Below are 25,091 nucleotides of genomic sequence, written 5' to 3' on the forward strand. Positions count from 1 at the left end.
CAATTCAACCAATTCAATACAATAAATTGGTATCAACAAACTTGGCACACTATTGAGTTCTCAAACAACAGACACACCCGGCACCACCACAACCACTCGGTCAAGGATCGCTCCGGAGCAACTTTTCAAACTTACCCGATCTTGGGAGTGTTTGCAAATTCGCACTTCTGCGATTTACATTCTCTCAAGAAGGTCCCCGCCTTTATTTAGCACGCAAATTCGCGAACCATTTTCAGGCTGTTTAGAAGGGGGTCGGTCGCTTTCTTTCCGCATCAGCGGCGGCGACTCGAATTACTTTACACGCCGGGAGGACCGGGCACAAATCGGCCTCCTGAGGTGCCTCCTGGCGTCATAATCCCCGCATCGGCGCGGAATCCTCCCGTCCCAGCCGCCCCCGAGGGCATGCCAGTCGGCGTCGGACTTTTATGTAGTGGGTCACACCCCGCACAGGCCTCGCCTGACAGCGAGGAGCTGTTCAATCTCCCGACGGGGCCGCCCCTCCGGGCGGCTGTCCACTCCACATAGCCGCGGCTGTCCGTTGCGCCGGAACGGCCCCGCTGGCTAGGGTGGATGCTAAGCATGCTTAGCATGTGCATGGCGGGCAAGCTGTCCGCGCTGAAACCCATGATCCGGAGGAGCACCATGACTGACCAGTACACCTTCAAGAACCCGGTAACAGCGTACGAACACATCTCACCCCCGAAGCAGAGCCAGCCTGAACCCGGTCTGGATGCCAAGCTCACCCCGAAGTCGGACCTGGGCGAGGACACCTACCGAGGCACCGGCCGTCTCGAAGGCCGCAAGGCGCTCGTCACCGGAGCGGACTCCGGCATCGGCGCCGCCACGGCCATCGCGTTCGCACGCGAGGGCGCCGACGTCGTCCTGTCCTACCTGCCCGAAGAGGAGGAGGACGCCACCCGGATCGCGAACCTGATCGAGAAAGCCGGGCGCAAGGCGATCAAGGTTCCCGGTGACCTCAAAGACTCGGCGACATGCCGCGAGCTGGTGGACACTGCGGTGCGCGAGCTGGGCGGTTTGGACATCCTGGTGAACAACGCCGGCAAGCAAGTGGCCCAGGAGGACATCGGTGAGATCACCGACGAGCAGTTCGACCACACGCAGAAGACCAACGTCTACGCCATGTTCTGGCTGACCAAGGCCGCCGTGCCGCACCTGCCGGCTGGATCTACCATCATCAACACCACGTCCATCCAGGCCTACAACCCCTCGCCGACTCTCGTGGATTACGCCACAACCAAGGCCAGCATCAACAACTTCACCAAGGGTTTGGCGCAGCAGCTCGCCCCGAAGGGAATCCGAGTCAACGCGGTCGCGCCCGGGCCTATCTGGACGCCGCTCCAGCCCAGCAGCGGGCAGCCCGTGGAGGCCTTGCCCGAATTCGGCAAGGACACTCCCCTGGGCCGGGCCGGCCAGCCGGCCGAGCTTGCCCCGGCGTACGTGTTCCTGGCGTCCGCTGAGTCCAGCTACGTCGTCGGCGAGACGCTCAACGTCAACGGCGGCAGCCCCACGCCGTAGTCCAGTCCCGTACTCGATTGCCGGCGCCGGGTGAACCGTGCGGTCCTTCCCTGCAGCGTCAAGATGCTCGGGGAAGGGCCGCTTTTCACCGAGGTGACCCTACGCGATATCCGGGTCAGGGGTCTGGATGAAGCTTCGTCCCGGGCCTATATTTTGCTTAATGGCAATAGCGCGGTCGTACCAAACGGGCGCGGCGTGTTCAGGAGGAGATCATGAGCCCGACACCTAAACAGCCTTTGACCGACGACAGCATCAAAGTCCGTCAGGTCAGCCATTACCAGTTCAGCTGGGTGGCGGGTGAGCCCGGAAAGCCTGGCACGTGGACGCTTCAGTTGGTCCTTGATCAAGGCGCATGGGAAGAGGTCCTGACGTTGGACGGGCAGGATGCCGAGAACCTGCAGACCCTCCTTTCCGCGTCGGCGACCGTGTTTTACGATGTGCCGCGACGGACCCTGATGTTCGGGACCACAGCCTCGGGGCAGCGCTAGTCGTTCCGGCGGTGCCGCATGCGGACCCGCTCAAGCCTGTCTTTGGTCAAGTTTCGCCGCGCTATTCTCTCCCTGCTACGGCACTGCTAGCTTGACTGGATGGAACGATCTCTGGTCAGGCCGAGGAACCGCAAGATTATCGCAGGAGTGTGCGCCGCCCTCGCCGAGCGCTTTGGTATCTCTAAGACGGTGGTCCGCCTCGGCTTCGTGTTCTTCGGCCTCTTCGGCATCGGTGAGTTCGTCTACATTGCGCTGTGGATCCTCATCCCCAAGGGCCGGTAGCGGAAAGTCACCGCGCCGTCTATGTCTCGACGAAAGCCACCTGTGTGGAATATTGCTGATAGAGCTTGACGGCCTCTTCGATCTCGATGTGGCCGAAGTTCAACGCGACCTGCAGCCCCTCCAGCTGGGCGCTGCAGGTTTCGGCCGCGCTCACGCGGTCCGCCAGCGAATGGGACGTGGCAAAGTTCGTGGCCAGCGCCGCGGCCACAGAACAGATCACCGCCAGCAGACACAGCCCGCGCCACACCACCGAGTCGTCGCTCAGGTTGAAGAGTTCGGCCACCGCGTTGGTGAAGCCCGTGCCCCCAACGGCGGGCCCGGCGGTAAACGCTGCGGCCAGCGCGCTGCCCACGATGCTGGTGTTGGCCAGCCGGGTGCGCCGGGGCCTTTCCCGGCCGAGATAGGCGCGGATGGCGCGCTGCTTCTCCTCGATGCGGTTGGACAGCCTTTGCCGCGTATCGGATGTTTCGTCCATGACCTGGTCCCCGGTTCCCTCGCCGATCGTGTCCGCACGCCTGGAAAGTGGGATCCGGCGGCCAGCGGTCCCCCGGTTTCTCCGGCCTCCCCCAGCCAGCGCGGGAAGCATCCCCCGTGGCCGCTCTCCTCCCGAAACGCGCACACGTTTAGGATGCTCCCGCGCCACTGCGGGTGTCTACTGTCACGAGCGGCGTGAAGAGGAGCCCGAACCAGGGGCACCACGCCGATCCGGCCATCAGTCCTTCGTCTTCAGTTCCTCGGCGAGCATCACGATGATGCCGCTGGGACCACGAACGTACGTGAGTTTGTAGACGTCCTCGTAGGTCGCCACGCCGCGTAGCGGCCGGCAGCCGTGCCTCGCGGCGATCTCAAGGGCTTCGTCAATGTCGTCGACTGAGAAGGCGACGCGGTGCATGCCAATCTCGTTGGGACGAGTGGGGCTCGACTCAATTGCTTCGGGGTGGATGTACTCGAAGAGCTCAAGGCGACCGTGACCGTCTGGTGTTTGGAGCATCGCAATTTTGGCATGGTTGCCATCAAGGCCCACGGCAGTATCGGTCCATTCACCACTGACCGTGTCACGGCCGACGACCGTGAGACCGAGGTCGGTGAAAAAGGCGATCGTTGCTTCGAGGTCGCGAACGGCGATGCCGACGTTCTCAAGTTTAATGGCCATGCATTGCACGCTACCGAGTCGGGCCGATTAGCTCCAGTGGGTAGGGGGACTCAATCGAACAAGCCCCGTGGGCAATGAGGGCAACGGTAGTTCTGTCATGGGTCAAATCCGAGCTGACGGCGGCGAACCCTGATGCGGTCGCCCTCTCAGGGTCCGCTTACCTTCTATGCCCTTGAAGGAGCGTGATCCTCGTCAGTTGATGATTTCGCCTCCCTCGTCCGCACGGAGTGCTGCCAGGCGTTCTTTCCACGCCTGGAGCGCCTCGGGCGCTTGTCGTGTCCAATCGGTGACTTCGCCGACGACCCTGAGCGGGGCACTGCTGCGATATGACCGGGTGGGGTTGCCGGGGAATTTCTTGTCGGTCACGTTCGGGTCGTCCTCGAATGCCCCGGTCGGCTCGACGGCGTAGACGCGCGGGGCGCCGTCACCCGCCGCGAGTTCCGCAGCGAGTCCCGCACCGTTCGGAAAAGCGGTGAAATAGATGTGATTCATCACGACTTCGGGACGGTAGTTCGACCTGAAGCCCGCCCTCAGGAGATCACCGTCCCGGAGGTTGGCTTTCGTGCCGTGAAAGAATGGACCCTCGTCCAGCGGTTGGCTCACAGCTACAGCCTAAGGCGACGACATCGCCGAACAGCCTCCGGCACGGCAGACGCTCGATTTGCGGGCGATGGAGACGCCCACAGAACGCCGCCACCAGGCGCTGAACTCCACAAAGGCACCGCACGACGTCGGGCCTGACCCCCGCTTCCAATGCTGGAAGTGGGGGTCAGGCCCGTTCGGTTACTGGCGTGCGGCTGCTGGGATGCGGTCAGCGCAGGGACCGCAGCGACGCGTACGGTTCGCTGGGCAGGTTGCCGGCCATCCACGGGCGGGTGGACCGGACGGGCGGGGTGTGGCCCCGGCCGTCGCGGAAGACCGCGACGATGGTGGCGACGGCTGCGTAGACCACGAGTCCGGCGAGCAGGATAGCGGCAAATTCCATTTGAGAAGCACCTCGGGCGAGTGATGGAGCTGGTTGTTGGGGCGGATGATGGAACAGGTTGTTTGGGCCGGATTCCGGAGTGATCGGTGAGGTTCAGAGCGGCGGCTGTGGTTCAGGTTTCCCGGTCCTTTTGTGGTGACAAGTCCAGTTTCCGCGCCCACCGTGTGAGCCACCGTGTGAGGGCTTTTCGCCCGGTTTACGGCCCGGATCGGCTCGAGTCAGGCGCCCGCCACTCCCCCGACGCACGCCCGCCAACACCCCCTCCCGCGCGGCCGCTGTCGGCGTAGCATGACTCATATGGCCGAGACTTGGATTCGGCTCCTCGGTCCGCCCAGGATCGAGTCCGCTGGCACCGCACTCCGGCAGCCCCGGGGCCGCAAGGCGTGGGCTGTGCTGGCCTACCTCGCGCTGCAACCGGGCGGCACCGGCCGGGCCCGGACGGCCACGATCCTGTTCCCCGACGCCGAGGACCCGCTCGGCGCCCTGCGCTGGAACCTCTCCGAGCTGCGGCGGACCCTCGGCCCGGATTCGGTCGGCGGCGACCCGCTGCGGCTGGTGTTGCCGGCCGGGTGGAACTGCGATGTGAGGGCGGCGCTGGCCCCAAGCGGCGACGCCGATCCCCGCACTTTCGACGGCGAGCTCCTGGAGGGCCTCGCCTTCGCGGACTGCCCCGTGTTCGAGTCCTGGCTGGAGGACCAGCGGCACCGGCTCGAGAACTGCGTGCTGACGCTGCTCTACGAGGCCTCGCTCGCCGCGCTGGCGGCCGGAAGGGCGGACGACGCCGTCGACCTCGCCACCCGCGCGCTGCACCTGGACCCCTTCAACGCCGACTGCCACGCCGTGCTGATCAAGGCCCTGGTGTCCCTGGGCGAGTACCGGCGGGCGCGGGAGCAGGCCGACAAGTGCCGCGAGCTTTACCGGCGGGAGCTCGGGCTCGGGGTGCCCGCGGAGGTGCGCCGGGCGCTGTCCGACGCGGCCCCCGCGGCCGAGCCCGGGCTGCCGGCCAGCTCGGCCGCGGTGCGGTCCTACCTCGATGCCGCCGAGGCGTCGCTCTCGGCAGGCTCGGTGGACCGCGGGCTGGAACAGTTACGGCTCGCGGCTGAAATCGCACAACGGACCGGCGATCACCATCTGCTCGCCGAATCCCTGGTCACGCTGTCCGGGGCGCTGATCCACCAGGCCGGTGGCCGCGGCGCCGAGGTGGCGGATCTCCTGCACAGAGCTTTACAAACAGAGGCGCTGAAATCGGAGGGATTGGACCCGGAGTCGCTGTCAAAGGCGCACAACCCCGGACGGCCGGCGTCGCGGGTGGCGGCGGCCGCGTACCGGGAGCTCGGGTACCTGTCCGTGCAGCGCGGCATTCCGGACCGTGCGGCCGGCTGGCTGGAGCAGGCGGCCCGGGCGGCGGACGGGTTCGACGATGAACGGTCCAGGATCCTGGCCATCCAGGGCATGGCGGCCTCGGACACCGCACATTACGGCGAGGCGCTGGCGGCCCTGGCCGAATCCAGCCGGCTCGCCACCGCCGCGGGCGGCCGGCGTCTGCTGGCGTTCAGCGAGGCCCTGACGGGCCGGGTGCATCTGCTGCGCGGGGATTTGGAGCCGGCGGCCGAAGCCTTGGACCGGGCCCAGGAGCTGATCGCGGCCGAGCACTGGACGGCGTTCGAGCCCTTTGTCGCCGGGCTCCGCGGCGAGACCTTCCTCGCCGCCGGCAAGCTGGACGACGCTGCTCCCCTGATCGACCGCTCGTGGGTGATGGCCGATGTCGCCGGCGACCACTGTTACCTGACCCTGGCCGCCGGGGCCAAGGCCCGGCTCAGCATGGCGCTGAACGATCCGGCCGCGGCCGAGTCGTGGCTGAAGCGCGGGCTCGACACCTCTCCCTGGTATCTCTGGTACCGGGCGCGGCTGCTGGACACGGCCGCCGAGGTCGCGATCGACGGCGGCTCCCCCGCGGCCGGGGACTACGCCGACCGGCTGGGCACCATGGCCAGCCGCGGCGCACTGCGCGAACTCGTGGTCCGGGCGCACTCGCACCGGGCGGTCCTGGGCGACACCGCCGCCGCGGAGACGATTCCGTGGCTTGCCAAGGACATCGATAACCCGGCTCTCAATGAGTACCTGGCGCGGCGCGGCCAGCTCTGACGACGGGCTAAGCCGCGGGGGCTGTGGCGCCTCTGTGTCGTCGCTGCGCGGGCGCGAAGTTTCCTGCTGACGGGACGGAGACCCGGTGCTGGGGTGACGAAATGGCAGCAACCCTGGTTCGTCCCCGGCGTGGCAAGGTCTTCGCCGGGGTGTGTGCGGCCCTGGCCGACCGCTTCGAGGTCCCGCGGGCGTTCGTCCGCGTCGGGTTCATGTTCTTCGGCCTTTTCGGCGTGGGCGAGTTCGTCTATATCGCGCTGTGGATCATCATCCCCCAGTCCGATTACCCGCCGCGCAGGACTGCGCACGGCGCAGCTCTCATCACTGGAACTAAGTAACCCATCCATCGCGCTGCCCCGTGCCCTAGGATCGCGGTATGGGGCCAACCGAGGACTTGTTCGAAGGTCCACCGTCCGGATTGCCGGAGCCAATGCGTCGGGGCCGGGCACGGTATCAACCGGCGGCGGGCGAACCGGCCAAGGTCAGGCACGTCGGGGGCTATGCCCCGTTCATCGAATTTTGCACCGACCGCGGAGTCCGGGCCGAAGAAATGGCCTCGGACCCTGAGCGGCTCATTTCGTTCCTGCGCGCGTTCAGCTCTCACTTTGAAAACGACAGCATGCTCAGTGCCGCGGCGGCCGTCTTCGCCGGGAACGCCATCGCCCGCCTGAGACCGGACGCGCAGTGGGCCGCATACGAAGGCGCACCTCCGACGGTGGGAAACCGGCAGCGGCAGTTCGACGTCGACCGTCTGCTGGTGGCTGTGCGCAGCGCGGACGAACAATCATTGCGCGGGTTCGTTTCCGCGCTTTTGGACTGGGCCCGGGAGGAAGTGGATGAGTCCCCAGCAATGCAGCCCGTTCCGGTATCACCGACGGCCGGACAGCCCCGCTATGTCCGGCCGGACTTGCCGACGGCCACCCACTACTCCCGAGACGGGGAACCCATTCCCTACGGCCGGCAGTGGGGCGCGGAGGGGCCCGATCCCGATTCCTACAGCGTGGACAGCCATTCCGAGCGTTTCGCCGGACTTCACATCGTGGCGCGTGCCTTGATCGACCATCTGGCTAACGCGTACGACGTCGAGGTCCACGAGGATCCGGTCCGTGCCAGGGATCTGCTGATCGAGGTCCGGGACGTGCTGCACGCGGTTCGGGTCACCCCGCGGCGTTCCGGAGCGGCTCCACTGACCTTTGTGCTGACCGGCTATCCGGGCGTCGTGGTCCACGCCGGAGTGCTGCACGACTTCAGGTTCCCCGTGTGCGGCTGCGACGCGTGCGACGAAACGGCGGAGACAACAGCGGACCGCATGGAGCGGCTGGTGCTCTCGGTCGCGGCCGGCGGATACGCCGAACGCTACCCGGTTGGCAGCCGGCGGTGGAGCGAATACGCACTCACCGCATTTGACGGCTCCGGCTCGGAAGGCGGAAGTGGCGAACCCGGCCCCGTCGCCCCCGCCCGACTCCACGAGGCAGAGATCCGGCTGCGGGACGTAGCCGGTCTGTGGAGTCCATGGCCGCTGCGGGGGAGCTGAACGTCGACGGCGCCGGCCCGCCGTCGTCGACCTTCTGTTAAAGCACAGGCGGGTTAAACAAAAGCAGGGCCCGTCCGAAGACGGGCCCTGCTAGAAACCTAACGGTCCCGGGTATCTAAGGAAATTAGATAGCCTGGATGTTGGTGGCCTGGGGACCCTTGGGGCCCTGCTCGGTTTCGAAGGAGACCTTCTGGTTCTCTTCGAGGGAGCGGAAGCCGGAGGAGTTGATCGCAGAGTAGTGTGCGAAAACGTCCTGTGAGGAGTCATCGGGGGAAATGAAGCCGAAGCCCTTTTCAGCGTTAAACCATTTGACGGTACCAGTAGCCATTATTTTTGTCCTTCGTGAAGGTGGAGGAACTGTCCCGACTTTCGGGTCCTCCTGTTTGGGGTGCTCAAAACCGCTGCTTCAGAAGAACATGGGCTTTCGACCATGCGTACTGCCTGAACTACGAACTGCATAAACACAACAACAGGATCAACCATACAGGAGATTCCGGACACCATTTACCACTGCCCCCTCGAGCGGCCGTCGGCGGTAGCCCGGCCGGCACCGTGCCGCCCTCTGCGCGCCTCGCCTGTCCCGTGCCCGGCCGCGGGCATATCCTGCAGGAAGACCAGTCCGTGACCGTCAGTTACCAGAGGAAGACCCATGGAAATGCCGAAAGTGTCCGACGCCGACAAGGAGCACTTCCGCTCGGTGGTCCCTGACCACCCCGAGGTGGTCATCAAGCCGATGTTCGGAAACCTCGGGGCGTTCGTGCACGGGAACATGTTCGCCGGCCTCTTCGGCCCCACCATCGGCGTGAAGCTGGCCGAGGCGGACAAGGAGTTGCTAGAAGGCAGTGAGCGGACCGTTCCGTTCGGGCCGCCGGAGCGTCCCATGGGCGGCTATACCGGCTTGCCGGAAGTCTGGAACGCCGAGGGCTCCGGCGATGAGGCGCGGGCCAAGGCCTGGGTGGAGAAGGCTTATTCCTATGTCGCCGGGCTGCCGCCCAAGGAGTCGAAGGTTTCTAAGCCCCGGCCCAAAAAGGTAGAAGGCTAGGGCTGGACAACGTTCACGAGTTCTGACCGGCTGCCGGTTTCCAGGTCCTCGGTAAGGGCCAGCGCACCAATCTGGGGGCAGTGATATTTATACTCCCGGGAGTTCTTTTCCAGCGGCGTCCAGTCGTAGACCTTGACGCAGTCGGTGTACGTGCCTGACTTGGTGGAGACGGTCTCGCCGGTAGCTACAGTGTCCCGCATGTCTTCCGCGTGACCAACGTAAAATTCCTGCCTGTAGGAGTCGCCAGGGCGCTGCTCGGCCTTCATCCAGATGCCGGCTTTTGCCCCATCTTTTCCATGGCGAAAGCTGCCCGCGTGGTGCACCAAGATCCCATTCAAGTAGTTGTCCACGTCCTCGCCGAAGTACCAGACGTCGCCGTTTTTGTGTTGCGCCAGGTAATCCCGGGTTTCCTCCACCAGCTGCCCGTTCTTGTACTCCTTATCCAGGTAGACCGCCGTCTCAACACCCCCTATGGTCACGGTCTCCGGCAGGATCTCGATCTCGATCCTCTCAGTCACTTTTCCGTGATCGGTGGTCTCGTACGTCAGTTTTTTGCCGATTGGGAGGGCGAAGTATTTGTTAGTGATTTCGGTGGTGAAATCTGCTGGGTTGATCTGCGGGGTGTACTCCGCGGCCCTACTCCTTTTTGCGTTGTCGAGGACAAATAATGTCGCCCCCGCAACAACAAGCAACAGGACGATAACACCAAAGAAGATTTTGGTTCGCCGATTCATGACCCTTTCCCACTCCTTCTGAGTAGAAATTCCTGTAGGTGGTCAGAGCACCGTTGTTTGCCCATGGCCATAGGAAAAAGACTTGCCCAAGGCCATAGGAAAAGATAGGGCAGTCCGCCCTGAACCAGAACACCCTGGCGAACACCACAATTGGGCCCCACGCCGGCGTCGGGCACCTGTACGCAGCGAGGCTACGGGCATATCCTGCCAACAAAGCCAGCCCTGCACCTTGGCTACGGGAGAAGAACCATGGTTACCCCGACGGCCGCCGGACATGCGGCTCCGCAAAGCATCCACACCCTCGTGATCGGCGCCGGGCAGGCCGGGCTGGCCACCAGCTACTGGCTCACCCAGCACGGCGTGGAGCACAATTTGCTGGAACGGCGCGAAACGCTGGGCGGAGCGTGGCAGGACCGATGGGACTCGTTCTACCTGAACACACCCAACTTCTCGTTCATGCTGCCGGGACTGACGTACGACGGTCCCGAGCCGGATGCCTTCCTCCCCCGCGACGCCGCCATTGGCCTGTTCCGCGACTATGCGCAGCGGATCGCCGCGCCGGTGCAACTGGGCACGGAGACCACCCGGATCGTCAAAGCGGGCGGCCACTTCAGCGTGGAGACCACCGGCGGGCACTTCACGGCGGAGAACGTGGTCCTGGCGAACGGCGCCTTCCAGAACCCGCGGATCCCCGCCGCGTCCGCCGGCCTCCCGCGGCACGTGCACCAGCTCCACAGCCACGAGTACTGCAACCCGCAGCAGCTGCCCGACGGTGCCGTGCTGGTGGTGGGCACCGGGCAGTCCGGCGGCCAGATCACCGAGGACCTGCTGGCCGCCGGCCGCGAGGTCCATTTGTCGGTGTCCGCGTGCCCGGAGGCGCCCCGCAGGTACCGCGGCCGGGACACCTTCTACTGGATCGTGCAGATCAACCTGCACGGCCCCGCGTACGGCATCAACGGACTCCAGGTGGAGCAGCTCCCCTCCCCCGCCGCCCGCTTCATGTGCAACCCGCTGGTCTCCGGCAACGACGGCGGACACAGCATCCATCTGCGGGCATTGGGCCGCCGCGGCGTGCGGCTGCACGGCCGCTTTGAGGGAACCGACGACGGCGTCCTCGCCTTCAGCGACGACCTCCCCGGACGCCTTGCGATGGTGGAGGCCGGGTTCGGCCAGCGCCTCAAGCCAATGGCGGACGCCTACATCGCGGCGGCGGGCATCGACGCACCGGCCGCCGAACCGCCCCGGGACGACCCCTGGCTTCCCGGGGAGTCCGGCGCGCGGCTGGACCTGGACGCGGAGAACATCACGTCCGTCATCTGGGCCACCGGTTACGGCCTGGACTTCAGCTTCCTGGACATCCCTGTGCTGGACGAGTGGAACTACCCCCGGCACTCCCGCGGGGTCACTGAGGTTGCCGGACTGTACGCCGTGGGGCTGCCGTGGCTGACCCGGCACGCCTCGGCCACGCTGGCACTGGTGGGCGAGGACGCCCGATACGTGGCCGAGCACATCGCCGGGAGGAACGCGCGGGCTTAAGGTGCTCTTCGCGCTTCGTAGGGAAGCGCGTCCATGACGAACCGACAAGGCGGGAGCCGCGCATTAGGTTATTGACCGCCGTTTGGGGCCGGAGTAATTTACCCAGTAGCCGTGCTGTAACCCGTTGAGACGAGGGCGAACCTCGTTCTGAATCACGCCAAGGCAAACCGCGCGACGATGCTGGGTTGCCAAGGTGCATCCGGTCTCCGCCGCTGTGGAAGCCTGCGGCATAGGCTTTTGCCCTCCACGACACAGGGCCCCATCGGCTGCTAAACCAATTACCCGGCACGACCCCAGTGGCCGTGCCCAGTTGCCCCGGGCATGCCCCGCCCGGGCGAATCGGAGTACACGGTGGACAACAGCTCTTTCCAGGCCCTCCAGGAGAAAGTGCGGGGCCAGGTCATCACGAGCGATCAGGCGGACTACGACACCGCGCGTGCCGTATTCAACGGAATGATCGACAAACGCCCCGCAGCCATTCTGCGCGTGTCGCAAGTCGCGGACGTCATTGCAGGCGTGAACTTCGCGCGGGACACCGGCCTGGACCTGGCGCTGCGCGGCGGCGGCCACAGCGCGCCCGGGTTCGGGACCTGCGACGGCGGCCTCGTCATCGACTTCACAGGCTGCCGGGGCGTGCGCGTGGATCCTGCCAATGGGACAGCACGGGCCGAAGCCGGAGTGACATGGGCGGACTTCAACCACGCCACGTGCGCATTCAGCCTTGCCACCACCGGAGGCATCATTGGATCAACGGGTGTTGCTGGACTAACTCTCGGCGGAGGCATCGGCTACCTCGCCCGCAAGTACGGGCTCTCGTGCGACAACCTGAAATCCGCGGACGTAGTGACCGCCGACGGGAAATTTCTGGTCGCCAGCGACACGCAAAACGAGGACCTCTTCTGGGCGCTGCGCGGCGGGACCGGCAACTTCGGCGTCGTGACTTCCTTTGAGTTCAACCTTCACCCCGTGGATGTTCTCTACGGCGGAGTGATCATCTACCTTCTGGAGCACGCCGACGCGGTGGCAGGGCTCTACCGGGATTACATCGCCACCGCACCGGAGGAAATGGGAGTGTTCCTGGGCTTCCACCAGGGACCGCCTGTCCCCTTCCTGCCTGAGGAATATCACGGGAAGCCCGGTGGTGCTGGTGGGCGGCTGGGCGGGCCCCCACGACGAAGGGGAGCGTCAATGGCAGCCGTTCCTTGACGTTGCGCCCGTCGCCGGCTCCTTCCTGGGTCCCCTTCCCTACACGGTGCTAAATACACTCTTCGACCCCATGTATCCCAAGGGCCTGCAGGCCTACTGGAAGTCCGCATTCCTGCCCCGCCTGACCGACGACGTCGTCCGTGTCGCTGAGAAGTTCGGCGAGGCCATTCCGAGCGTCCAGACGGCCAACCACTTCTATCCAATTAACGGTGCCGTCCAGCGGGTCGGGCGGGACGAGACCGCGTTCCCGTACCGCGACGCCGACTTCGCAGTGGACATTGCCTGCCATTGGGAGGATCCGGCCGACAATGAGGCCAATAGGAAGTGGGTGCGCGACTACTATGCCGAGCTCCACCCCCTCGGATCCGGTGCGGGCTACGTGAACTTCCTCGACGCCGACGACCAGTCACACATCGAGGACACCTACGCGGGGAACTACGCCCGGTTCGCCAAAGTCAAGGCCAAGTACGATCCCGGCAACCTCTTCCACATCAACCAAAACATCAAGCCGGCAGGCTGACACTTCGAACAACCTGGCGAGTGCTCGTCGTGCGCCGACGCGGCGGTCAGTTCTTCTTCAGCTCCTCGGCGAGCATCAGGAGGATGCCGCTGGGACCGCGGACGTAGGTGAGCTTGTAGAGGTCCTCGTACGTCGCGACGCCGCGTAGCGGATGGCATCCGTGCCTCGCGGCTGGGCTCGGTAACCGCTACCGCGGCCGACAAGCTTCAGGAAATCGATGCCCGCATCCAGGACCTGCAGCGCACGCGAGACGCGCTCCAGACGCTCCTGCACCAGCAGTACATCGATCCGACTCTGGTATGCCCGATCGTGCAAGCACTCGGCGTCGATTCCTCGACGTGTTGACTCTTAGCAGGAGCCTCCACCAGCTTTACTGGCGGAGCACTCAAGCCAAGGCTCTGGCTACCGGACGGCCTTGTCTGCGTTCACTCGACCCTTCGCCCAGAAGGTGCCAGTGCCGGAAATCTTGTCGGCCGTTGATTCGACGTTGGCGCGGACCGATGTGTTCGTCGCACCAGGGTGGGAGCTCCAGGCAAGCGCGGCAGTCGCAGCGACGATGGCTGAGGACATGGAACTCCCGTTTCCGACGTCGTAGCCGAAGGAGCGCTGGTTCTGCGTCCCGAGGACAAACGTGTGGTTCGGGAATGTCGAGTAGACATTGACGCCGGGCGCTGCGACGTCCACCCAGCTGGCTCCGTAGGTGGAGAACGATGCTTTGGCGTCGGCGTTGTCGGTAGCGGCGACAGCGATGACGTTGGGGTACGCGCCGGGATAGATCTTGCTCTGGTTGCCGCCGTTGCCTGCTGCGGCAACCAGCACCACACCTTTGCTCCAGGCGTTATTGATGGCCGTCTCCAGGGTGCGTGAGGCCCGCACTCCCAGGCTCATATTGATCACTTTCGCGCCGTTACTGACCGCCCAGTTGATCCCGTTCGCAAGGCCAGAGCTGGACCCGACTCCGCTGTCGTTGAGCACCTTACCGGCCAGGACCGTGCAACCCGGACACACTCCGGCGACACCGACCGTGTTGTTGGAGCTGGCGCCGACGATCCCGGCCACGTGGGTACCGTGACCGTAATTGTCTTCATTGGTGGCCGCGTTGCTGAAGTTCGCCCGCAGCACGACCTTCGGGTTGATGTCGGGGTTGTCGCTGGCAACACCTGAATCGAGGACTGCAACTTTGATGCCGCTCCCGGTCGTGATGTTCCATGCTTCGACGGCGTCCACATCGGCGTCCGGTTTGGACCCGGCGACAGTAAGCGTGCCGGCAGTGTTAGTAAATGATTGGCCAGTGTTTTGCAGGGCGTACTGGCGGGGGAAATACTGGTCATTTGTCGCGGCACCGACCTGCTCGTCCGGCTCGGCGTACTCCACCGCCGGGTTGCGGCTCAGGGCCTCAATGAGCTGGGTTTCCTTGCCGGCCGGTACGTTGACGACATGCGCGCCGGTGCTGCCGATACCAGCGCCTTCACTCAGGGCATGCTGGCGCAGTACGCCGGCCGCCGCTCTGGCATCGCGGAACTTGACGATGATCTGGCCTGTGATCTGTTGCGGCTCCGTTGCCGCGTTGCCCGGGACAGCTACGGTGAGCGCACCGAACCCCAGGACTACCGCTGCGAAGCTGGCAATAACAAGATTTTTCATACGGAGCATCTTGGCCTTAATCTGCACCGGTTAGGAAGCGTCTGCCGGAAAATTACTCCCGCCGGTCCTTTGGACAGACGCAGCCGCCTAGCTCGTTTTAAGGACGGCCGGTTCTGCTATTTCGTGCGCCAATGCGTGCTGATAGACCCGGGCTGGCAGCTGAGCTGGAACGGTGAGTTCCAGCTCTGCCGGGCGAGTGTATGCGTTGGTACGCTGGGTGTGTCACCGGTTCTCAGGAGCTGAGCATGCGGGAACAGCAGGACATTGTTGTCATCGGCGGCGGTCAGGCCGGGCTCGCGATGAGTCGGGTGCTGCAGCAGCAAGGTCGCGAGCACGTCGTCTTGGAGCGCGGGCGGGTCGGTGAGCGCTGGCGGACCGAGCGCTGGGACTCGCTTCGCTTTCAGTTCCCGAACTGGACTCTGCAGCTGCCTGACTACGCATATCAGGGGCTCGATCCGGAGGGGTTCGCCCACTACCGCGGGATCCTTCGTCTCCTGGAGGACTATGCGGGACACATGGCGGCACCGTGCGTGAGCACACCGAAGTCCAAGGTCTCGCAGCGCTCGGCGGGGATGAAGGCTTCGAGCTGTCCCTGGCTGACGGGTCCATCCGCGCGCGGAACGTCGTCATCGCGACGGGGCCCTTTCAGCTTCCCCGGATCCCCGCCTTGGCGCACGAGGTCCCACGATCGGTCATGCAGCTCGACCCCACGCGCTACCGGCGTCCCGAGGCCCTGCCGGAAGGTGCTGTGCTAGTTGTCGGAAGCGGTGCCTCCGGCACCCAGATCGCCGACGAACTGCTCCGTGCAGGACGCCGCGTCTACCTCTCGGTCAGCAGGCACCGGCGCGTCCCGCGGCGCTTCCGGGGCAAGGACGCCTACTGGTGGTTCGAAGCACTGGGCCGTTTCGCGCAAACCATCGACACTTTCCCCGAGCGTCAGTACCCGCCGTCGACGGTCGTGACAGGGGTGAACGGCGGCTACGACGTCGACGTTCGCAAGCTTGCGGCAGCTGGCGCGAAGGTGATCGGCCGGGTCACCGGAGCGTCAGCCGGCGAGCTGGGGGTGCAAGCCAACGCGAATCAGATCCTCGATGAGGCCGGTCAGGCGTACGCCAGCTTCGTGGCGGCAGCACGGGACTTTATCACAAGATGCGGTGAGGATGGGCTCACCGAGGCGGATCCGGGGGAACCAGAGCCTCTTCCCGGTGTACAAGAGGTGGATTCGCTGAGTCTCCGAGTGGAAGGCATTACCACAATCATCTGGGCGACGGGGTACGCCTACGACTACGGCTGGGTCAGGATTCCGGTGTTCGACGCCCGCGGCCGGCCCGCCCAGCAGCGCGGCGTCACCGCCGTTCCGGGCCTTTACTTCCTTGGGCTGCACTGGATGCACACCTTCAAGTCCGGCCTGCTCTCAGGAGTCGGCGCCGACGCCGAATTCCTGGCCGATCGGATGTCTCGGGGGCGCCAAGAATAGACATTGCGGGACGGTGACGCCAGCTTGGGGACGGTACGATCTGTTCCATTGGCAGCGCAGCGGCGCTGCCGGCCGGAGCATATTTGGGGGAATGGACCGATGGTGGAACTGAAGCGCATCTACTGGAGCCGGCAGGCTCTGCGTCTCGCCTATTCGGCTTCGATGGTCTGGTTGGCCGTCTCGGTTGTGACGGCGTTGATGCCGAAGGGGAAGGTCGACTCGGGGAACAGCGCATCAACCGTCGCCGGGGTCTTTCGCAGCCTTGTCGACAGCGTTCTGGCCGCGGTGGCGCTTCCGGGGCTGTTGATCGTTGTTCTATTCATTGTCGCGGCGGTTGTTCACAGCCGGGACGTCCGACGGCGGGACCCGCTCCGGCGTTTCAGTCGCCAGCAGCGCAGGGAGGGCATGGCGCGCGCCGGCGGTCAGTGCGAGATGGAGGCCGACTCGGGCGTCGGTGCTCCCGGCCCGCGGAGCATGGTGACCACTTCTTTCCGTGGTCCAAGGGCGGCACCACCACCCTGCAGAACTTCGTTGCCGCCTGCGCCAGGTGCAACCGAACGAAAGGCGCCAGGATTCCGTCGCCCGGTCAGCAAGCAAGGATAGAACGACGACGGCGGGAGTACGTTGCGTTGGCCGGTTCCGTCAACGTCGGCGAGCGGCGACGCCTAGCCTGAGCGACGTTAGCCGAGCCAAGAGCGTCCCCTGCTGAACGCCTGCGTGAATCAGTGACCCTTCCCTCGGCGAGGGACCGGACAACGAGGTCGACACCCTGGTGATCGGCGCAGGGCAGGCCAACCTGGCCACGAGCTAATCGCCCACCCGGGCCGGCGTCGAACTTCAACTGCTGGAGCAGGGGCCGGAACTGGGCGGCGTCTGGCAGGACCGCTGGGACTCCTTCTACCTGAACACGCCCAACCTTGCGTTCCTGCTGCCGGCAAGTGACTACAACAGTCCGGAGTCACCGGCACCAAGCCCTGGTTGCCCGGCCGGGACGGCCAGGCAACCAGGTGGCCGGGCAACCAGGGAGCGCTGACCTGAGGTCACGGCAAGCAGGGCCGCGACGCTCGGCGGCAGGTCAGGCGGAGGCAGCTGCTGAGCGGACAGCTTCGGCCAGAGACGTGGCGGGGCGTCCGATAAGCGCCTTCAGGTCTCCGGTGCTGACCAGAAGGTCACCTCGGGCAATCCCCAGATCAGAGTCCGCCAGGATTTCCGCGAAGGCCTCCGGGACTCCAACACCCGCCAACATTCCGGCGTACTCCTGCGGGGGGAGGTCCTGATAGGAGATTTCCCTGTCGGTCGCCGCGCTGATCTCCGCCGCGAGCTCATCCATGGTGAACGGTTCGTCGCCGCCCAGCTCATAGATTTTGCCGGCCTGGTCGTCGGCAACCAACACAGCAGCCGCAGCGTGGGCGTAGTCGGTGCGGGAAGCTGCGCTGACGCGGCCCTCCCCTGCGCTTCCGGCGATCCCACCCTGTGCGAGCGTGCCGGGCAGCTGATCGGTGTAGTTCTCCAGGTACCAGCTATTACGAAGGAGAACGAAAGGAACGCCCGCTTCCTGCAGGATGGTCTCGGTTTCCTGGTGCTCCACTGCCAGCTTCATCTTTGTGGTGTCCGCGTTGGCGATGCTCGTGTAGGCGAGCAGTTCAACACCTGCTGCCTTGGCGGCCTCGATGACGGTTCGGTGCTGCTCCACCCGCTGCCCCACCTCGCTGCCGGAAATGAGGAGCACCTTCTGCGCCCCCTGCAACGCCTCCTCCACGGAGGCGGGATCGGTGTAGTCCATGGCCTTGACCTGGACGCCGCAGGCCGCGAAGTCTGCGAGCTTTTCGATGGAGCGGCCCGTGGCCACGATGTCCTCCGCAGGAACGTTGCGCTCCAGCAGGGCCTCGACTACATGGCGGCCCAGCTGGCCGGTTGCGCCGGTGATTACGATGCTCATGGATTTCCTTTCGATTTGGTGTCTATCACCAATCACAACCAAGGAATCTTCAACCTACTTCCCAAAAGAGAGTACGCACTTTGAGGTAAGGTACTGGCATGAAAGTTAGTACCGCCGATCCAGCCCCTGCCACGCGGCTCCCCGCCGCCCTGGCCGACGGCGTTTTTCCGGCCGGCTGCCCCAGCCGCACCCTGCTCGACCACATCACCAGTAAGTGGGGCGTGCTGATTCTGCTTGCTTTATCCGAGGGCGGGCAGCGGTGGAGCGAATTGCGACGGCGCGCCGAGGGTGTTAGCGAGAAAATGCTGGCCCAGACCCTGAAGACCCTTGAGCGCGATGGCTTGGTAAGCCGGAAAGCCCAGCCGGTCATTCCGCCCCGGGTGGACTACAGCCTCACGGAGCGCGGCTATGAGTTGAGCGCCCTGCTGGTTCCGCTGGTTGCCTGGGCCTTCGAGAACGCTGACGACATCATCAACGGACCGCGCACCGACTAACATAACAGGCATCAGCGGGCGCCTCAGCGAGCCAGTACGCGCGGCTCGAAGGAGCGGGCAATGACTGCCGGCACAGCCTCCGCCTGCGGAACGTGAGCCGCCGGGGCGTCCGGCCGCAGCGCAGCACCGGGGAAGATAGGACGACGGCATCCCCCGCCTTCGGCGGCGACCTCCCGGCCCGTCTGGCGCAGGCGGAGGCAGGGTTCGGGCAGCGGATGAAGGTGATGCTGGATGCCCGCAAAGGCATGCGTGGCTAGGGCAGCCGGTCCAGCCTTAGGAGTGCCTGCGGGGTGTGCCAGAGGACATTTTTCATCCATTGGCTTCCGAGTCCCCAGCCTTCGAGTACCTGAATCTGGTGGCTGTAGGAGTAGGGAATCGAAGGAAAATCCGTGCCGACGACGACTTTGCACCGCGACTAAAGAGGGAGCGGAGCACCTGCTAGTATCCCCCTCATGACCCCATCCGAGCTCTCGCCGCAAGTCGAAGAGGCCATCTCCGCTCTCTCGGGCGAGCGTTGGCCCGTCGCACGGGCGAAGGGCCGCGTGCGACCCGTTCCCGGCCTGTACGCCATTTATGGCGACGCCGAGGCGTGGGCCGCCCTGGGCCTCGACCCAAAGCCGGGCTCCGCGCTGTACATCGGCAAGAGCGAGGACGACCTTGTGAGCCGGGAACTCGACACCCACTTCGCGGCCAGCCCGACCAAGAAGCCACGTACGGGCAGTTCGACGGTACGGCGGTCGTTCGCCGCACTGCTGCGCGACGCGCTCGACCTGCACGCGGTTCCCCGCAACCCCGATAAGCCAAGCCACTTTTCGAACTACGGGCTCACGCCGGTTGGAGATGCCCGGCTCACGGCCTGGATGCACGAGCGCCTGTCGCTCGCAGTGTGGGAGCTACCGCCGTTGCTCGCGCAGGCGCTCGGACAGGTTGAGGTCGCAGTCATCCACCGCTGGATGCCGCCGCTGAACATTATGCACAACCCCCGGCCGCTCCCTCGGCTGCGCCGGGCGCGCGAGGTGATGACCCGGGAGGCATCAGGCGCGCAAGTCAGGGAGGCGTCCGCGGTCGTGGCCTCCGTCCCCTCGCCCCGCCAGTCTGCCCCGGCCCCCGCCGCAGAAGCAGGCGGACTCACGCCGGTCGAGCTAGCACGCGAGGTCGGCAAGAGCCCCAAGACGATCCGGCAGGCACTGCGAGATAAGTACGGCAAGCTGCCGTTTGAGGGCGACCGCTGGGGCGCTCTCACACCCGAGCAGGAGGGTTACCTTCGCTCCCGCTTCCATTGATTGGAGCATTGCTGGTCCCACGCCATTAGGGCAACGGCAGTTGCCCTAATGGCGCTGGCGAGTCAAGAAACGGCAGCTAGTGCCCGCCGGATATCTGGCCGGGCTTCGATATCAGACCGCTGCGAGGTAACTGATCGTGATTCTCACACGCCGAACTTCTCGCTCGCGCTGGCCAGCATGCCGTGTGACGGGCCCGCCCCAGAAGCATTCATGCTTCGAGATGAGCTCATCGGCCATTTCCGGCACTATGCGGAGAGCATCGACGCTCCTGTCCGCACGGGTGCGGATGTCACGCGTATCGCGCCCGCGGATGGCGGCGGCTTCACCGTGGCCACAACCCAGGGCGGCTGGCGGGCCCGGAACCTGGTGCTCGCTACCGGCGGTTACCAGGAACCGAAAATCCCCGCACTGTTGGCGCAACTCCCCAGCCACCTCCTGCAACTTCACACCGACAGCTACCGCAACCCGGGCCAACTGCCCGACGGTGCCGTACTCATCGTTGGCACCGGCCAGTCCGGCGGCGAGATCGCCGAGGAACTGCTCGCCGTCGGCCGCGAAATCCACCTGGCGGTGTCCACGTGCCCGGAAGCACCGCGCCGGTACCGCGGCCAGGACCTCCTCTATTGGATGATGCAGCTGGCACAATTCGGCCCCGACTACGGACTGAACGGCCTCACCGTGGGGCAGCTACCCTGCCCCGCGGCGAGGTTCGCCTGCAACCCGCTGGTGTCCGGCGCCGACGGCGGCCACCACGACATCCACCTGCGGGACCTCGGCCGGAGCGGCGTCCGGCTGCACGGCCATTTGGAAGCAGGCGACGACGGCGACCTCGTCTTCAGTGATGACCTTCCGGAACGCCTGGGCCTGGTGGAGGGGGCGTTCTACCAGCGGATGAAGCCGATGTTCGACAGCTATATTGCCGCCGCCGGCATGTCGGCACCGGAGCCGGGGCCGCCGCGCCAGGACGACTGGCTTCCGTCGGAACCGGCGCGGCTGAACCTCGAGGCCGCCAACGTCACGTCGGTCCTCTGGGCCACGGGCTACCGGCTGGACTTCAGCATCCCGGACATCCCGGTGCTGGACGAGTGGAACTACCCCCGGCACCACCGCGGCGTCACCGAACACCCGGGCCTGTACGCCGTCGGGTTGCCGTGGCTGACCGGGCACGGCTCGTCCATCGTGGCGGGCGTGGGCCGCGATGCCGAATACATCGCGCAGCACATCGCTGGGAACGTCGGCGCCCGGTGAAGGCGACGTCCAAGAGGGGCGGCTACCCCGCGCAGGGCCCGCCGAAGTCCACCGGTGCGGCGAGACCGGCCGAGCTGAACCAGTCCCTGGCCCAAGCCTGGACCGAGGGCACAGCGAGTTGCTCGGCAACAAGCTCCGGCGGCCCGTCGAACACGGACTTCCCCTCCTCCAAGAGGTCCCCGGTGCCGCTGCAGGCGAGGCGCCCGAAGAGGGCAGGCTGGTCGAGGAAGGGAAGCTTCCCGCCGTCGCCGTCGGTCAGCACGCCCCAGCGCGAGGTGAACAGCGAAAACTCCTCCGGACGTTCCCCTCGGTCCGCCATGAGCGGGCAGGCTTCGCCGTCGAGCTGAATCCGCCGGTAGTTGGGCTCCGTTTCGTCGAGGGCCATCAGTTGGACGTCGTCCAGCCACGAAAGCCAGACCGCTGTGCACTCTCCCATCATTGGATACGGGGCGGCGGCGATGTAGCCGGCCTTGCTCACGTGGGCGGAGTGGCCAACGGCGATGTTGTGGAGCTGCCCCCGGACCAGCGGCAGGACCGCGCTGACAGGCTGGTGGTAGCTGGCGAATTTCCGCCGCATCACGTCGGCGCTTGAATTCGAGCCGATGGAGACCACCAGGGAACGCGCTTCCAGCGGTGCCGCGCTGGCCTGCGCGAGGGCTTCATCCAGTCCGGCTGAAAGCTCAAGGGGCCGGAAGTCATTGCCGTCCATGACACCCGAGGCCACGGGCGGGTCCCACGGATACAGCAGCGGATCGAGATGGCCGGCGCGGCCAGCCCCGCTCAGTCCCATGGAACTAGCCGGGCGAAGCCGTCGGCATCGTGCTGGAGAGTAGGCAAGGTGGCCCGCTTTCATGGCTCGGGACTTCCAGTGTCCCGCACTTTCGGTAAACGGGCAGCGTTTTTCCCGTATTCAGGCGCGACCGCCCGGTCACCATGCCCCCTAGTGTCAAGATCGTCAGCCACCAGGCGCTTAATGCGCTGGTTTCGCTCAAAGCGAACACTCGTAAGCCGACTATTTCTGGCGCGGTCAGAAGCCGTCACAGGTACCTCGACAAGACACCAGCGAGCCTACCTCCCGTAGTCACAAGCCACGCAACGAGCTCTTGCGACTGAGCCTCGTCTAGGAAATCACCGGGACGACTGATAACGAGTTTGGATGCCTTGCGGTCGGGCTTTTCATCCCATTCGAGGACCGACCCGAGGTCTGCTTCGATGGCGTCGCGCTGGGCCAACAACTTCGCGTAAAGCTCTTTGTCGTGGTTGATCCAGAAGAGGGCGGTGACAGTCTTCTTCTGGGAGTTGGCCTGAAGGGAGATCACGCCACGGGAGTCTCCTATGCTGACGTCATACCAGTGCTGTGGGAGGGGCTTGCGCCAAGATTCAATGTTGGTCGCGTTTGCAATGCCGTGGACCCTTACGCGCTCGAAAAATTCAAGCTGGGCGTCCTGCAGGGACGTCCGGCTGCCGGCTTTGGCTTGGGGCTTGATCTTCCTGCGGCGTGCGGAGAGCGCGTCCTCGTCTACGTCCAGGCCGGCGGCCTCCGCGAGTTCTTCTGCACCCATGAACTGCTCAGGATCCGCATGGCCTTGCGCATCGAACCGGAGGCCCTCCGCCTCAAGGACCAGGCGTGGGTTATCGTTGCGGCCGGGTTCGATCCAGCGGAAACCAGGTGAGATCGTCCCGCCGCTCTGCAAGACTCTCCAAGCGTTGGCCATTGGGTAGTTCGCGATAATCGCGGCCAGCGGCTGGGCCCAGGTACCGGCCACGATCGCGACGTCGCCGTACGAAGTCCAACGCCCTGCCGGGATCTCGGCGACGATCGCAGCAACTTGGCTGCGCAGCGCTGACGGCTCGTCGCCGACTGCGATGATTCTCTCGTCCGGTCCCGGCCACAGCTCGATGATCTTCTCTGCTAATTCAGCGCTACGGACACTGATCTCGTCGACGCCCCACGTGGCGTGCGCAGCAATTGATTGGTTCATCGATACGCCGCTCTTGGCTAACATCTCGCGCTTCACTTCGAAGGGTTTGTTGCTGAGCTCACTGTTGTAGCCACTCAGAGTCAGGTTTCCGAGCGTATGAACGACCCGCTCGTGTTCGTAGTCGATGTCCGCATCGGCGCAGAAGCCCATCGCGAACGCCTTGCGCACGGAATCAGTCATGGTCTGCGGCAACACATGCTCAATGGTCAGATGCCTAGGGTCGAGCTCGACGATCTCCTTCGGGCGGTACGCCTCTTCGAGCCACTGCAGGATGAGCTTTTTTTGCGCTCCGCGGCCCTGCCAGTAAAACGCGATCGTCTTGGCAGCCTCGCGAACCTGGAGGTCGGTCGCAAAATGCTTGCGGCCTCGGGACAGGTACTCGCGCAGCGCGACGTCAATGCGGGCTGCATCACTGATCGCACCTACAGCCTGCAGCAGCGTTCGGTTCAGATTTGCGGTGGCGCGCCCGATCACTATGCGCCGCACAAAATACGATTCCAGGTACGTCAGCGCGCGCACAACCTCATCGTCAGCCGCGGTGCCGGCAGCACGTCGGGCGAGGATCTGCATCACCACCGGATACGCGGTCGTCGAGCCCCAAGCTTTGATCCTGGTGAGGCGACGGCGAATCCCAGGGTGCTTCTCCCCCGCAGGCTTGAGAATCGTCGCGAGCACGTCACCCAGCTTGGCTATACGGATTACCTCAGCTTCTAGCTCGTCGACGTTCCGTAGTCTCTCGAGCCGACGTTGTTGTCCGACGTAGGTATCTGACTGCTTCGCACGCTCGTCGCGCTGAGCGAGGTCGAGCCAGAACAACAGCTCGAGGTTCTCAGAATCAAGCTTCCTCTCCAGTGGAAGCCAAATGTTCTCGTAGACCGTCTCTGCGCGATCACCGAGGCGCATGAACAAATAGTTCTTGAGCAGGTCGCTCTGCGTCAGGCGGAGGCCGGTATTGTTCAGCGACTCAAAGATGCGGTGCGCGTTGTCGGAGGGCTCGGCCGTGACGACGACAAGCGCCAGACCGCGTACGACAGCGGCTTCGAGCAGCTCCAAGTTACGTGGATCGTCCGGGTCGCCGGCCGCGGCGATCTTGGAGCGGAAGAACCGGTAAGCAGCGCCAACGGCATCCTCGCCGCCAGCTTGTGGCGCACGATTGAGTACCGCCATATAGGCAGCCCGGTCTGTCTGGGTCGGCATGACCTTGAGCGGCTTGCCGCTGTCGAAGACATTGACCAGGTACTGCGCGTCGATTCCGTTGGCGCGTTCGGAATGCCCCGCTTCGACCAGGTGATCACGGAGCGCAGCCAGAAGGAGCGTGAGCGTGGTCAGGCGCTGCTGCCCGTCGACGACGAGGAACTTGTTGACCCCGATAGCGCCAAAATCAGGACTGCTCGCCAGCACGAGAGAGCCGATGAAGTGGGAGGCCTTCGGGTCGTCTCCAATGGTGCGCTCCAGCTCAACGACGTCCGACCACAGCTGGTCGAGCTGCTTCTTCCCCCAGGAGTACACGCGTTGATAGAGCGGAACCTGGTACTGCTTCTTGCCTTCTAGAACACCTGCAAGCGTCCCGTTCTCCGCCCGAACCACACATGCCTCCTCTGGATCTCAGTGGCGGTGGAACCGCCTGCCACCGTTACAGGGTAACCGCGAGCCTGGAGTTACCTATGCGGCAGAAGAGTTCGAGGCCCGAGAATTCACCGGAGATTGGCAGGCAGCCGTCGCGGTCCTACAGGTTGCTGGATAATTGTGCCTGACAGGACCAGGCACCCAGGATCTTGGCAGGCTCGAGCAAGTTCCAATCACTACGGATGCGTCAGCACCTTCACTGCCGAGTCCTTTGTTGATGAGGGTGCCGAAGCCCTGTTC

General features: G+C 64.9%; 27 protein-coding genes and 1 pseudogene. 16 read left to right on the top strand and 12 right to left on the bottom strand.

Annotated features, from left to right (window positions below; all coding sequences use genetic code 11):
- Nucleotides 1–642 precede the first annotated feature (642 nt).
- From M2428_RS14625 to M2428_RS14635, 3 genes are all read left to right on the top strand, one after another.
- On the top strand, nt 643–1,536 hold the full coding sequence (locus M2428_RS14625; RefSeq protein ID WP_277526683.1) for an SDR family oxidoreductase: 894 nt from the start codon (nt 643–645) through the stop codon (nt 1,534–1,536).
- 212 nt (nt 1,537–1,748) lie between these two features.
- Nucleotides 1,749–2,024, top strand: a complete 276-nt coding sequence (locus M2428_RS14630; protein WP_277526684.1) for a hypothetical protein — start codon at nt 1,749–1,751, stop codon at nt 2,022–2,024.
- Between the two features lie 99 nt (nt 2,025–2,123).
- A complete protein-coding gene (locus tag M2428_RS14635) occupies nt 2,124–2,306 on the top strand; it encodes a PspC domain-containing protein (RefSeq protein ID WP_277526685.1) in 183 nt (60 codons plus the stop codon).
- Nucleotides 2,307–2,325: 19 nt separating this feature from the next.
- Here M2428_RS14635 and M2428_RS14640 read toward each other — a convergent pair whose 3' ends face one another.
- The 4 genes from M2428_RS14640 to M2428_RS14655 all read right to left on the bottom strand — a co-directional run bounded on the left by M2428_RS14640 (nt 2,326) and on the right by M2428_RS14655 (nt 4,444).
- Complete coding sequence (locus M2428_RS14640) at nt 2,326–2,781, bottom strand: hypothetical protein (RefSeq protein WP_277526686.1); 456 nt, start codon at nt 2,779–2,781, stop codon at nt 2,326–2,328.
- A gap of 237 nt (nt 2,782–3,018) precedes the next feature.
- Entirely contained in the window at nt 3,019–3,459 is a 441-nt protein-coding gene (locus tag M2428_RS14645) for a VOC family protein (RefSeq protein ID WP_277526687.1), read from the bottom strand.
- A gap of 192 nt (nt 3,460–3,651) precedes the next feature.
- Nucleotides 3,652–4,062 carry an NAD(+)--rifampin ADP-ribosyltransferase gene (arr, locus tag M2428_RS14650; protein ID WP_277526689.1) on the bottom strand — a complete coding sequence of 137 codons (411 nt, stop codon included), beginning with the start codon at nt 4,060–4,062 and terminating at the stop codon, nt 3,652–3,654.
- Between the two features lie 208 nt (nt 4,063–4,270).
- Nucleotides 4,271–4,444 (bottom strand): hypothetical protein, encoded by a 174-nt coding sequence (locus M2428_RS14655; protein ID WP_277526690.1) that lies wholly within the window; start codon nt 4,442–4,444, stop codon nt 4,271–4,273.
- Between the two features lie 297 nt (nt 4,445–4,741).
- Between M2428_RS14655 and M2428_RS14660 the strand changes: the two genes are divergently transcribed.
- The 3 genes from M2428_RS14660 (at nt 4,742) to M2428_RS14670 (ending at nt 8,120) form a co-directional block, all read left to right on the top strand.
- Entirely contained in the window at nt 4,742–6,589 is a 1,848-nt protein-coding gene (locus M2428_RS14660; protein ID WP_277526691.1) for a BTAD domain-containing putative transcriptional regulator, read from the top strand.
- Nucleotides 6,590–6,690: 101 nt separating this feature from the next.
- Entirely contained in the window at nt 6,691–6,924 is a 234-nt protein-coding gene (locus tag M2428_RS14665; RefSeq protein WP_277526692.1) for a PspC domain-containing protein, read from the top strand.
- Between the two features lie 38 nt (nt 6,925–6,962).
- Nucleotides 6,963–8,120 (top strand): DUF6226 family protein, encoded by a 1,158-nt coding sequence (locus M2428_RS14670; RefSeq protein WP_277526693.1) that lies wholly within the window; start codon nt 6,963–6,965, stop codon nt 8,118–8,120.
- A gap of 124 nt (nt 8,121–8,244) precedes the next feature.
- Here M2428_RS14670 and M2428_RS14675 read toward each other — a convergent pair whose 3' ends face one another.
- On the bottom strand, nt 8,245–8,448 hold the full coding sequence (locus M2428_RS14675) for a cold-shock protein (protein WP_011690916.1): 204 nt from the start codon (nt 8,446–8,448) through the stop codon (nt 8,245–8,247).
- A 321-nt stretch (nt 8,449–8,769) separates the two neighbouring features.
- Between M2428_RS14675 and M2428_RS14680 the strand changes: the two genes are divergently transcribed.
- Nucleotides 8,770–9,162 carry a TfoX/Sxy family protein gene (locus M2428_RS14680; protein WP_277526694.1) on the top strand — a complete coding sequence of 131 codons (393 nt, stop codon included), beginning with the start codon at nt 8,770–8,772 and terminating at the stop codon, nt 9,160–9,162.
- Here M2428_RS14680 and M2428_RS14685 read toward each other — a convergent pair.
- Entirely contained in the window at nt 9,159–9,896 is a 738-nt protein-coding gene (locus M2428_RS14685) for a hypothetical protein (protein WP_277526695.1), read from the bottom strand. The genes M2428_RS14680 and M2428_RS14685 overlap by 4 nt on opposite strands.
- 249 nt (nt 9,897–10,145) lie before the next feature.
- Between M2428_RS14685 and M2428_RS14690 the strand changes: the two genes are divergently transcribed.
- The 3 genes from M2428_RS14690 to M2428_RS14700 all read left to right on the top strand — a co-directional run bounded on the left by M2428_RS14690 (nt 10,146) and on the right by M2428_RS14700 (nt 13,158).
- Complete coding sequence (locus M2428_RS14690) at nt 10,146–11,432, top strand: NAD(P)/FAD-dependent oxidoreductase (RefSeq protein WP_277526696.1); 1,287 nt, start codon at nt 10,146–10,148, stop codon at nt 11,430–11,432.
- Nucleotides 11,433–11,783: 351 nt separating this feature from the next.
- Nucleotides 11,784–12,638: an FAD-binding oxidoreductase gene (locus M2428_RS14695; RefSeq protein ID WP_277526697.1), complete on the top strand. Its 855-nt coding sequence runs from the start codon at nt 11,784–11,786 to the stop codon at nt 12,636–12,638.
- Nucleotides 12,639–12,708: 70 nt separating this feature from the next.
- Nucleotides 12,709–13,158, top strand: coding sequence for a BBE domain-containing protein (locus tag M2428_RS14700; RefSeq protein ID WP_277526698.1), 450 nt, complete (start codon nt 12,709–12,711; stop codon nt 13,156–13,158).
- A 46-nt stretch (nt 13,159–13,204) separates the two neighbouring features.
- Here the strand turns inward: M2428_RS14700 and M2428_RS14705 are convergent.
- Both M2428_RS14705 and M2428_RS14710 read right to left on the bottom strand, forming a co-directional pair.
- Nucleotides 13,205–13,330 (bottom strand): annotated as a pseudogene (locus tag M2428_RS14705) (VOC family protein); the annotation flags it as partial.
- Between the two features lie 230 nt (nt 13,331–13,560).
- Nucleotides 13,561–14,802: a S8 family serine peptidase gene (locus M2428_RS14710; RefSeq protein WP_277526699.1), complete on the bottom strand. Its 1,242-nt coding sequence runs from the start codon at nt 14,800–14,802 to the stop codon at nt 13,561–13,563.
- 526 nt (nt 14,803–15,328) lie between these two features.
- On the opposite strand from M2428_RS14710, the gene M2428_RS14715 reads away from it, so the two are divergent.
- Nucleotides 15,329–16,279, top strand: coding sequence for an NAD(P)-binding domain-containing protein (locus M2428_RS14715; protein ID WP_277526700.1), 951 nt, complete (start codon nt 15,329–15,331; stop codon nt 16,277–16,279).
- A gap of 149 nt (nt 16,280–16,428) precedes the next feature.
- On the opposite strand, the gene M2428_RS14720 is transcribed toward M2428_RS14715, so the two are convergent.
- Nucleotides 16,429–16,602, bottom strand: coding sequence for a hypothetical protein (locus M2428_RS14720; RefSeq protein ID WP_277526701.1), 174 nt, complete (start codon nt 16,600–16,602; stop codon nt 16,429–16,431).
- Between the two features lie 102 nt (nt 16,603–16,704).
- On the opposite strand from M2428_RS14720, the gene M2428_RS14725 reads away from it, so the two are divergent.
- Nucleotides 16,705–16,953 carry an HNH endonuclease signature motif containing protein gene (locus tag M2428_RS14725; RefSeq protein ID WP_277526702.1) on the top strand — a complete coding sequence of 83 codons (249 nt, stop codon included), beginning with the start codon at nt 16,705–16,707 and terminating at the stop codon, nt 16,951–16,953.
- Nucleotides 16,954–17,354: 401 nt separating this feature from the next.
- Here the strand turns inward: M2428_RS14725 and M2428_RS14730 are convergent, their stop codons facing one another.
- Nucleotides 17,355–18,218 (bottom strand): SDR family oxidoreductase, encoded by an 864-nt coding sequence (locus M2428_RS14730; protein WP_277526703.1) that lies wholly within the window; start codon nt 18,216–18,218, stop codon nt 17,355–17,357.
- A 98-nt stretch (nt 18,219–18,316) separates the two neighbouring features.
- On the opposite strand from M2428_RS14730, the gene M2428_RS14735 reads away from it, so the two are divergent.
- The 4 genes from M2428_RS14735 (at nt 18,317) to M2428_RS14750 (ending at nt 21,243) form a co-directional block, all read left to right on the top strand.
- Nucleotides 18,317–18,712 carry a helix-turn-helix domain-containing protein gene (locus tag M2428_RS14735; RefSeq protein WP_277526704.1) on the top strand — a complete coding sequence of 132 codons (396 nt, stop codon included), beginning with the start codon at nt 18,317–18,319 and terminating at the stop codon, nt 18,710–18,712.
- A gap of 92 nt (nt 18,713–18,804) precedes the next feature.
- Nucleotides 18,805–18,969: a hypothetical protein gene (locus M2428_RS14740; RefSeq protein ID WP_277526705.1), complete on the top strand. Its 165-nt coding sequence runs from the start codon at nt 18,805–18,807 to the stop codon at nt 18,967–18,969.
- Between the two features lie 195 nt (nt 18,970–19,164).
- Nucleotides 19,165–19,995, top strand: a complete 831-nt coding sequence (locus tag M2428_RS14745; RefSeq protein WP_277526706.1) for a GIY-YIG nuclease family protein — start codon at nt 19,165–19,167, stop codon at nt 19,993–19,995.
- 210 nt (nt 19,996–20,205) lie between these two features.
- On the top strand, nt 20,206–21,243 hold the full coding sequence (locus M2428_RS14750; RefSeq protein ID WP_346780753.1) for an NAD(P)-binding domain-containing protein: 1,038 nt from the start codon (nt 20,206–20,208) through the stop codon (nt 21,241–21,243).
- Nucleotides 21,244–21,265: 22 nt separating this feature from the next.
- On the opposite strand, the gene M2428_RS14755 is transcribed toward M2428_RS14750, so the two are convergent.
- A complete protein-coding gene (locus tag M2428_RS14755) occupies nt 21,266–22,033 on the bottom strand; it encodes a hypothetical protein (protein ID WP_277526707.1) in 768 nt (255 codons plus the stop codon).
- Between the two features lie 247 nt (nt 22,034–22,280).
- Nucleotides 22,281–24,812, bottom strand: a complete 2,532-nt coding sequence (locus M2428_RS14760; protein WP_277526708.1) for a DUF4268 domain-containing protein — start codon at nt 24,810–24,812, stop codon at nt 22,281–22,283.
- Nucleotides 24,813–25,091: the final 279 nt, after the last annotated feature.

This window comes from Arthrobacter sp. ES3-54 (assembly GCF_029504395.1).
Classification (GTDB): Bacteria; Actinomycetota; Actinomycetes; order Actinomycetales; family Micrococcaceae; genus Arthrobacter.

Coding starts and splice junctions, on each gene's coding strand:
- M2428_RS14625 (WP_277526683.1), top strand. CDS start 643: ATGACTGACCAGTACACCTTCAAGAACCCGGTAACAGCGTACGAACAC.
- M2428_RS14630 (WP_277526684.1), top strand. CDS start 1,749: ATGAGCCCGACACCTAAACAGCCTTTGACCGACGACAGCATCAAAGTC.
- M2428_RS14635 (WP_277526685.1), top strand. CDS start 2,124: ATGGAACGATCTCTGGTCAGGCCGAGGAACCGCAAGATTATCGCAGGA.
- M2428_RS14640 (WP_277526686.1), bottom strand. CDS start 2,781: ATGGACGAAACATCCGATACGCGGCAAAGGCTGTCCAACCGCATCGAG.
- M2428_RS14645 (WP_277526687.1), bottom strand. CDS start 3,459: ATGGCCATTAAACTTGAGAACGTCGGCATCGCCGTTCGCGACCTCGAA.
- M2428_RS14655 (WP_277526690.1), bottom strand. CDS start 4,444: ATGGAATTTGCCGCTATCCTGCTCGCCGGACTCGTGGTCTACGCAGCC.
- M2428_RS14660 (WP_277526691.1), top strand. CDS start 4,742: ATGGCCGAGACTTGGATTCGGCTCCTCGGTCCGCCCAGGATCGAGTCC.
- M2428_RS14665 (WP_277526692.1), top strand. CDS start 6,691: ATGGCAGCAACCCTGGTTCGTCCCCGGCGTGGCAAGGTCTTCGCCGGG.
- M2428_RS14670 (WP_277526693.1), top strand. CDS start 6,963: ATGGGGCCAACCGAGGACTTGTTCGAAGGTCCACCGTCCGGATTGCCG.
- M2428_RS14675 (WP_011690916.1), bottom strand. CDS start 8,448: ATGGCTACTGGTACCGTCAAATGGTTTAACGCTGAAAAGGGCTTCGGC.
- M2428_RS14680 (WP_277526694.1), top strand. CDS start 8,770: ATGGAAATGCCGAAAGTGTCCGACGCCGACAAGGAGCACTTCCGCTCG.
- M2428_RS14685 (WP_277526695.1), bottom strand. CDS start 9,896: ATGAATCGGCGAACCAAAATCTTCTTTGGTGTTATCGTCCTGTTGCTT.
- M2428_RS14690 (WP_277526696.1), top strand. CDS start 10,146: ATGGTTACCCCGACGGCCGCCGGACATGCGGCTCCGCAAAGCATCCAC.
- M2428_RS14700 (WP_277526698.1), top strand. CDS start 12,709: ATGTATCCCAAGGGCCTGCAGGCCTACTGGAAGTCCGCATTCCTGCCC.
- M2428_RS14710 (WP_277526699.1), bottom strand. CDS start 14,802: ATGAAAAATCTTGTTATTGCCAGCTTCGCAGCGGTAGTCCTGGGGTTC.
- M2428_RS14720 (WP_277526701.1), bottom strand. CDS start 16,602: ATGAATAGAACAACGATCAACAGCCCCGGAAGCGCCACCGCGGCCAGA.
- M2428_RS14730 (WP_277526703.1), bottom strand. CDS start 18,218: ATGAGCATCGTAATCACCGGCGCAACCGGCCAGCTGGGCCGCCATGTA.
- M2428_RS14735 (WP_277526704.1), top strand. CDS start 18,317: ATGAAAGTTAGTACCGCCGATCCAGCCCCTGCCACGCGGCTCCCCGCC.
- M2428_RS14745 (WP_277526706.1), top strand. CDS start 19,165: ATGACCCCATCCGAGCTCTCGCCGCAAGTCGAAGAGGCCATCTCCGCT.
- M2428_RS14750 (WP_346780753.1), top strand. CDS start 20,206: ATGCTTCGAGATGAGCTCATCGGCCATTTCCGGCACTATGCGGAGAGC.
- M2428_RS14755 (WP_277526707.1), bottom strand. CDS start 22,033: ATGGGACTGAGCGGGGCTGGCCGCGCCGGCCATCTCGATCCGCTGCTG.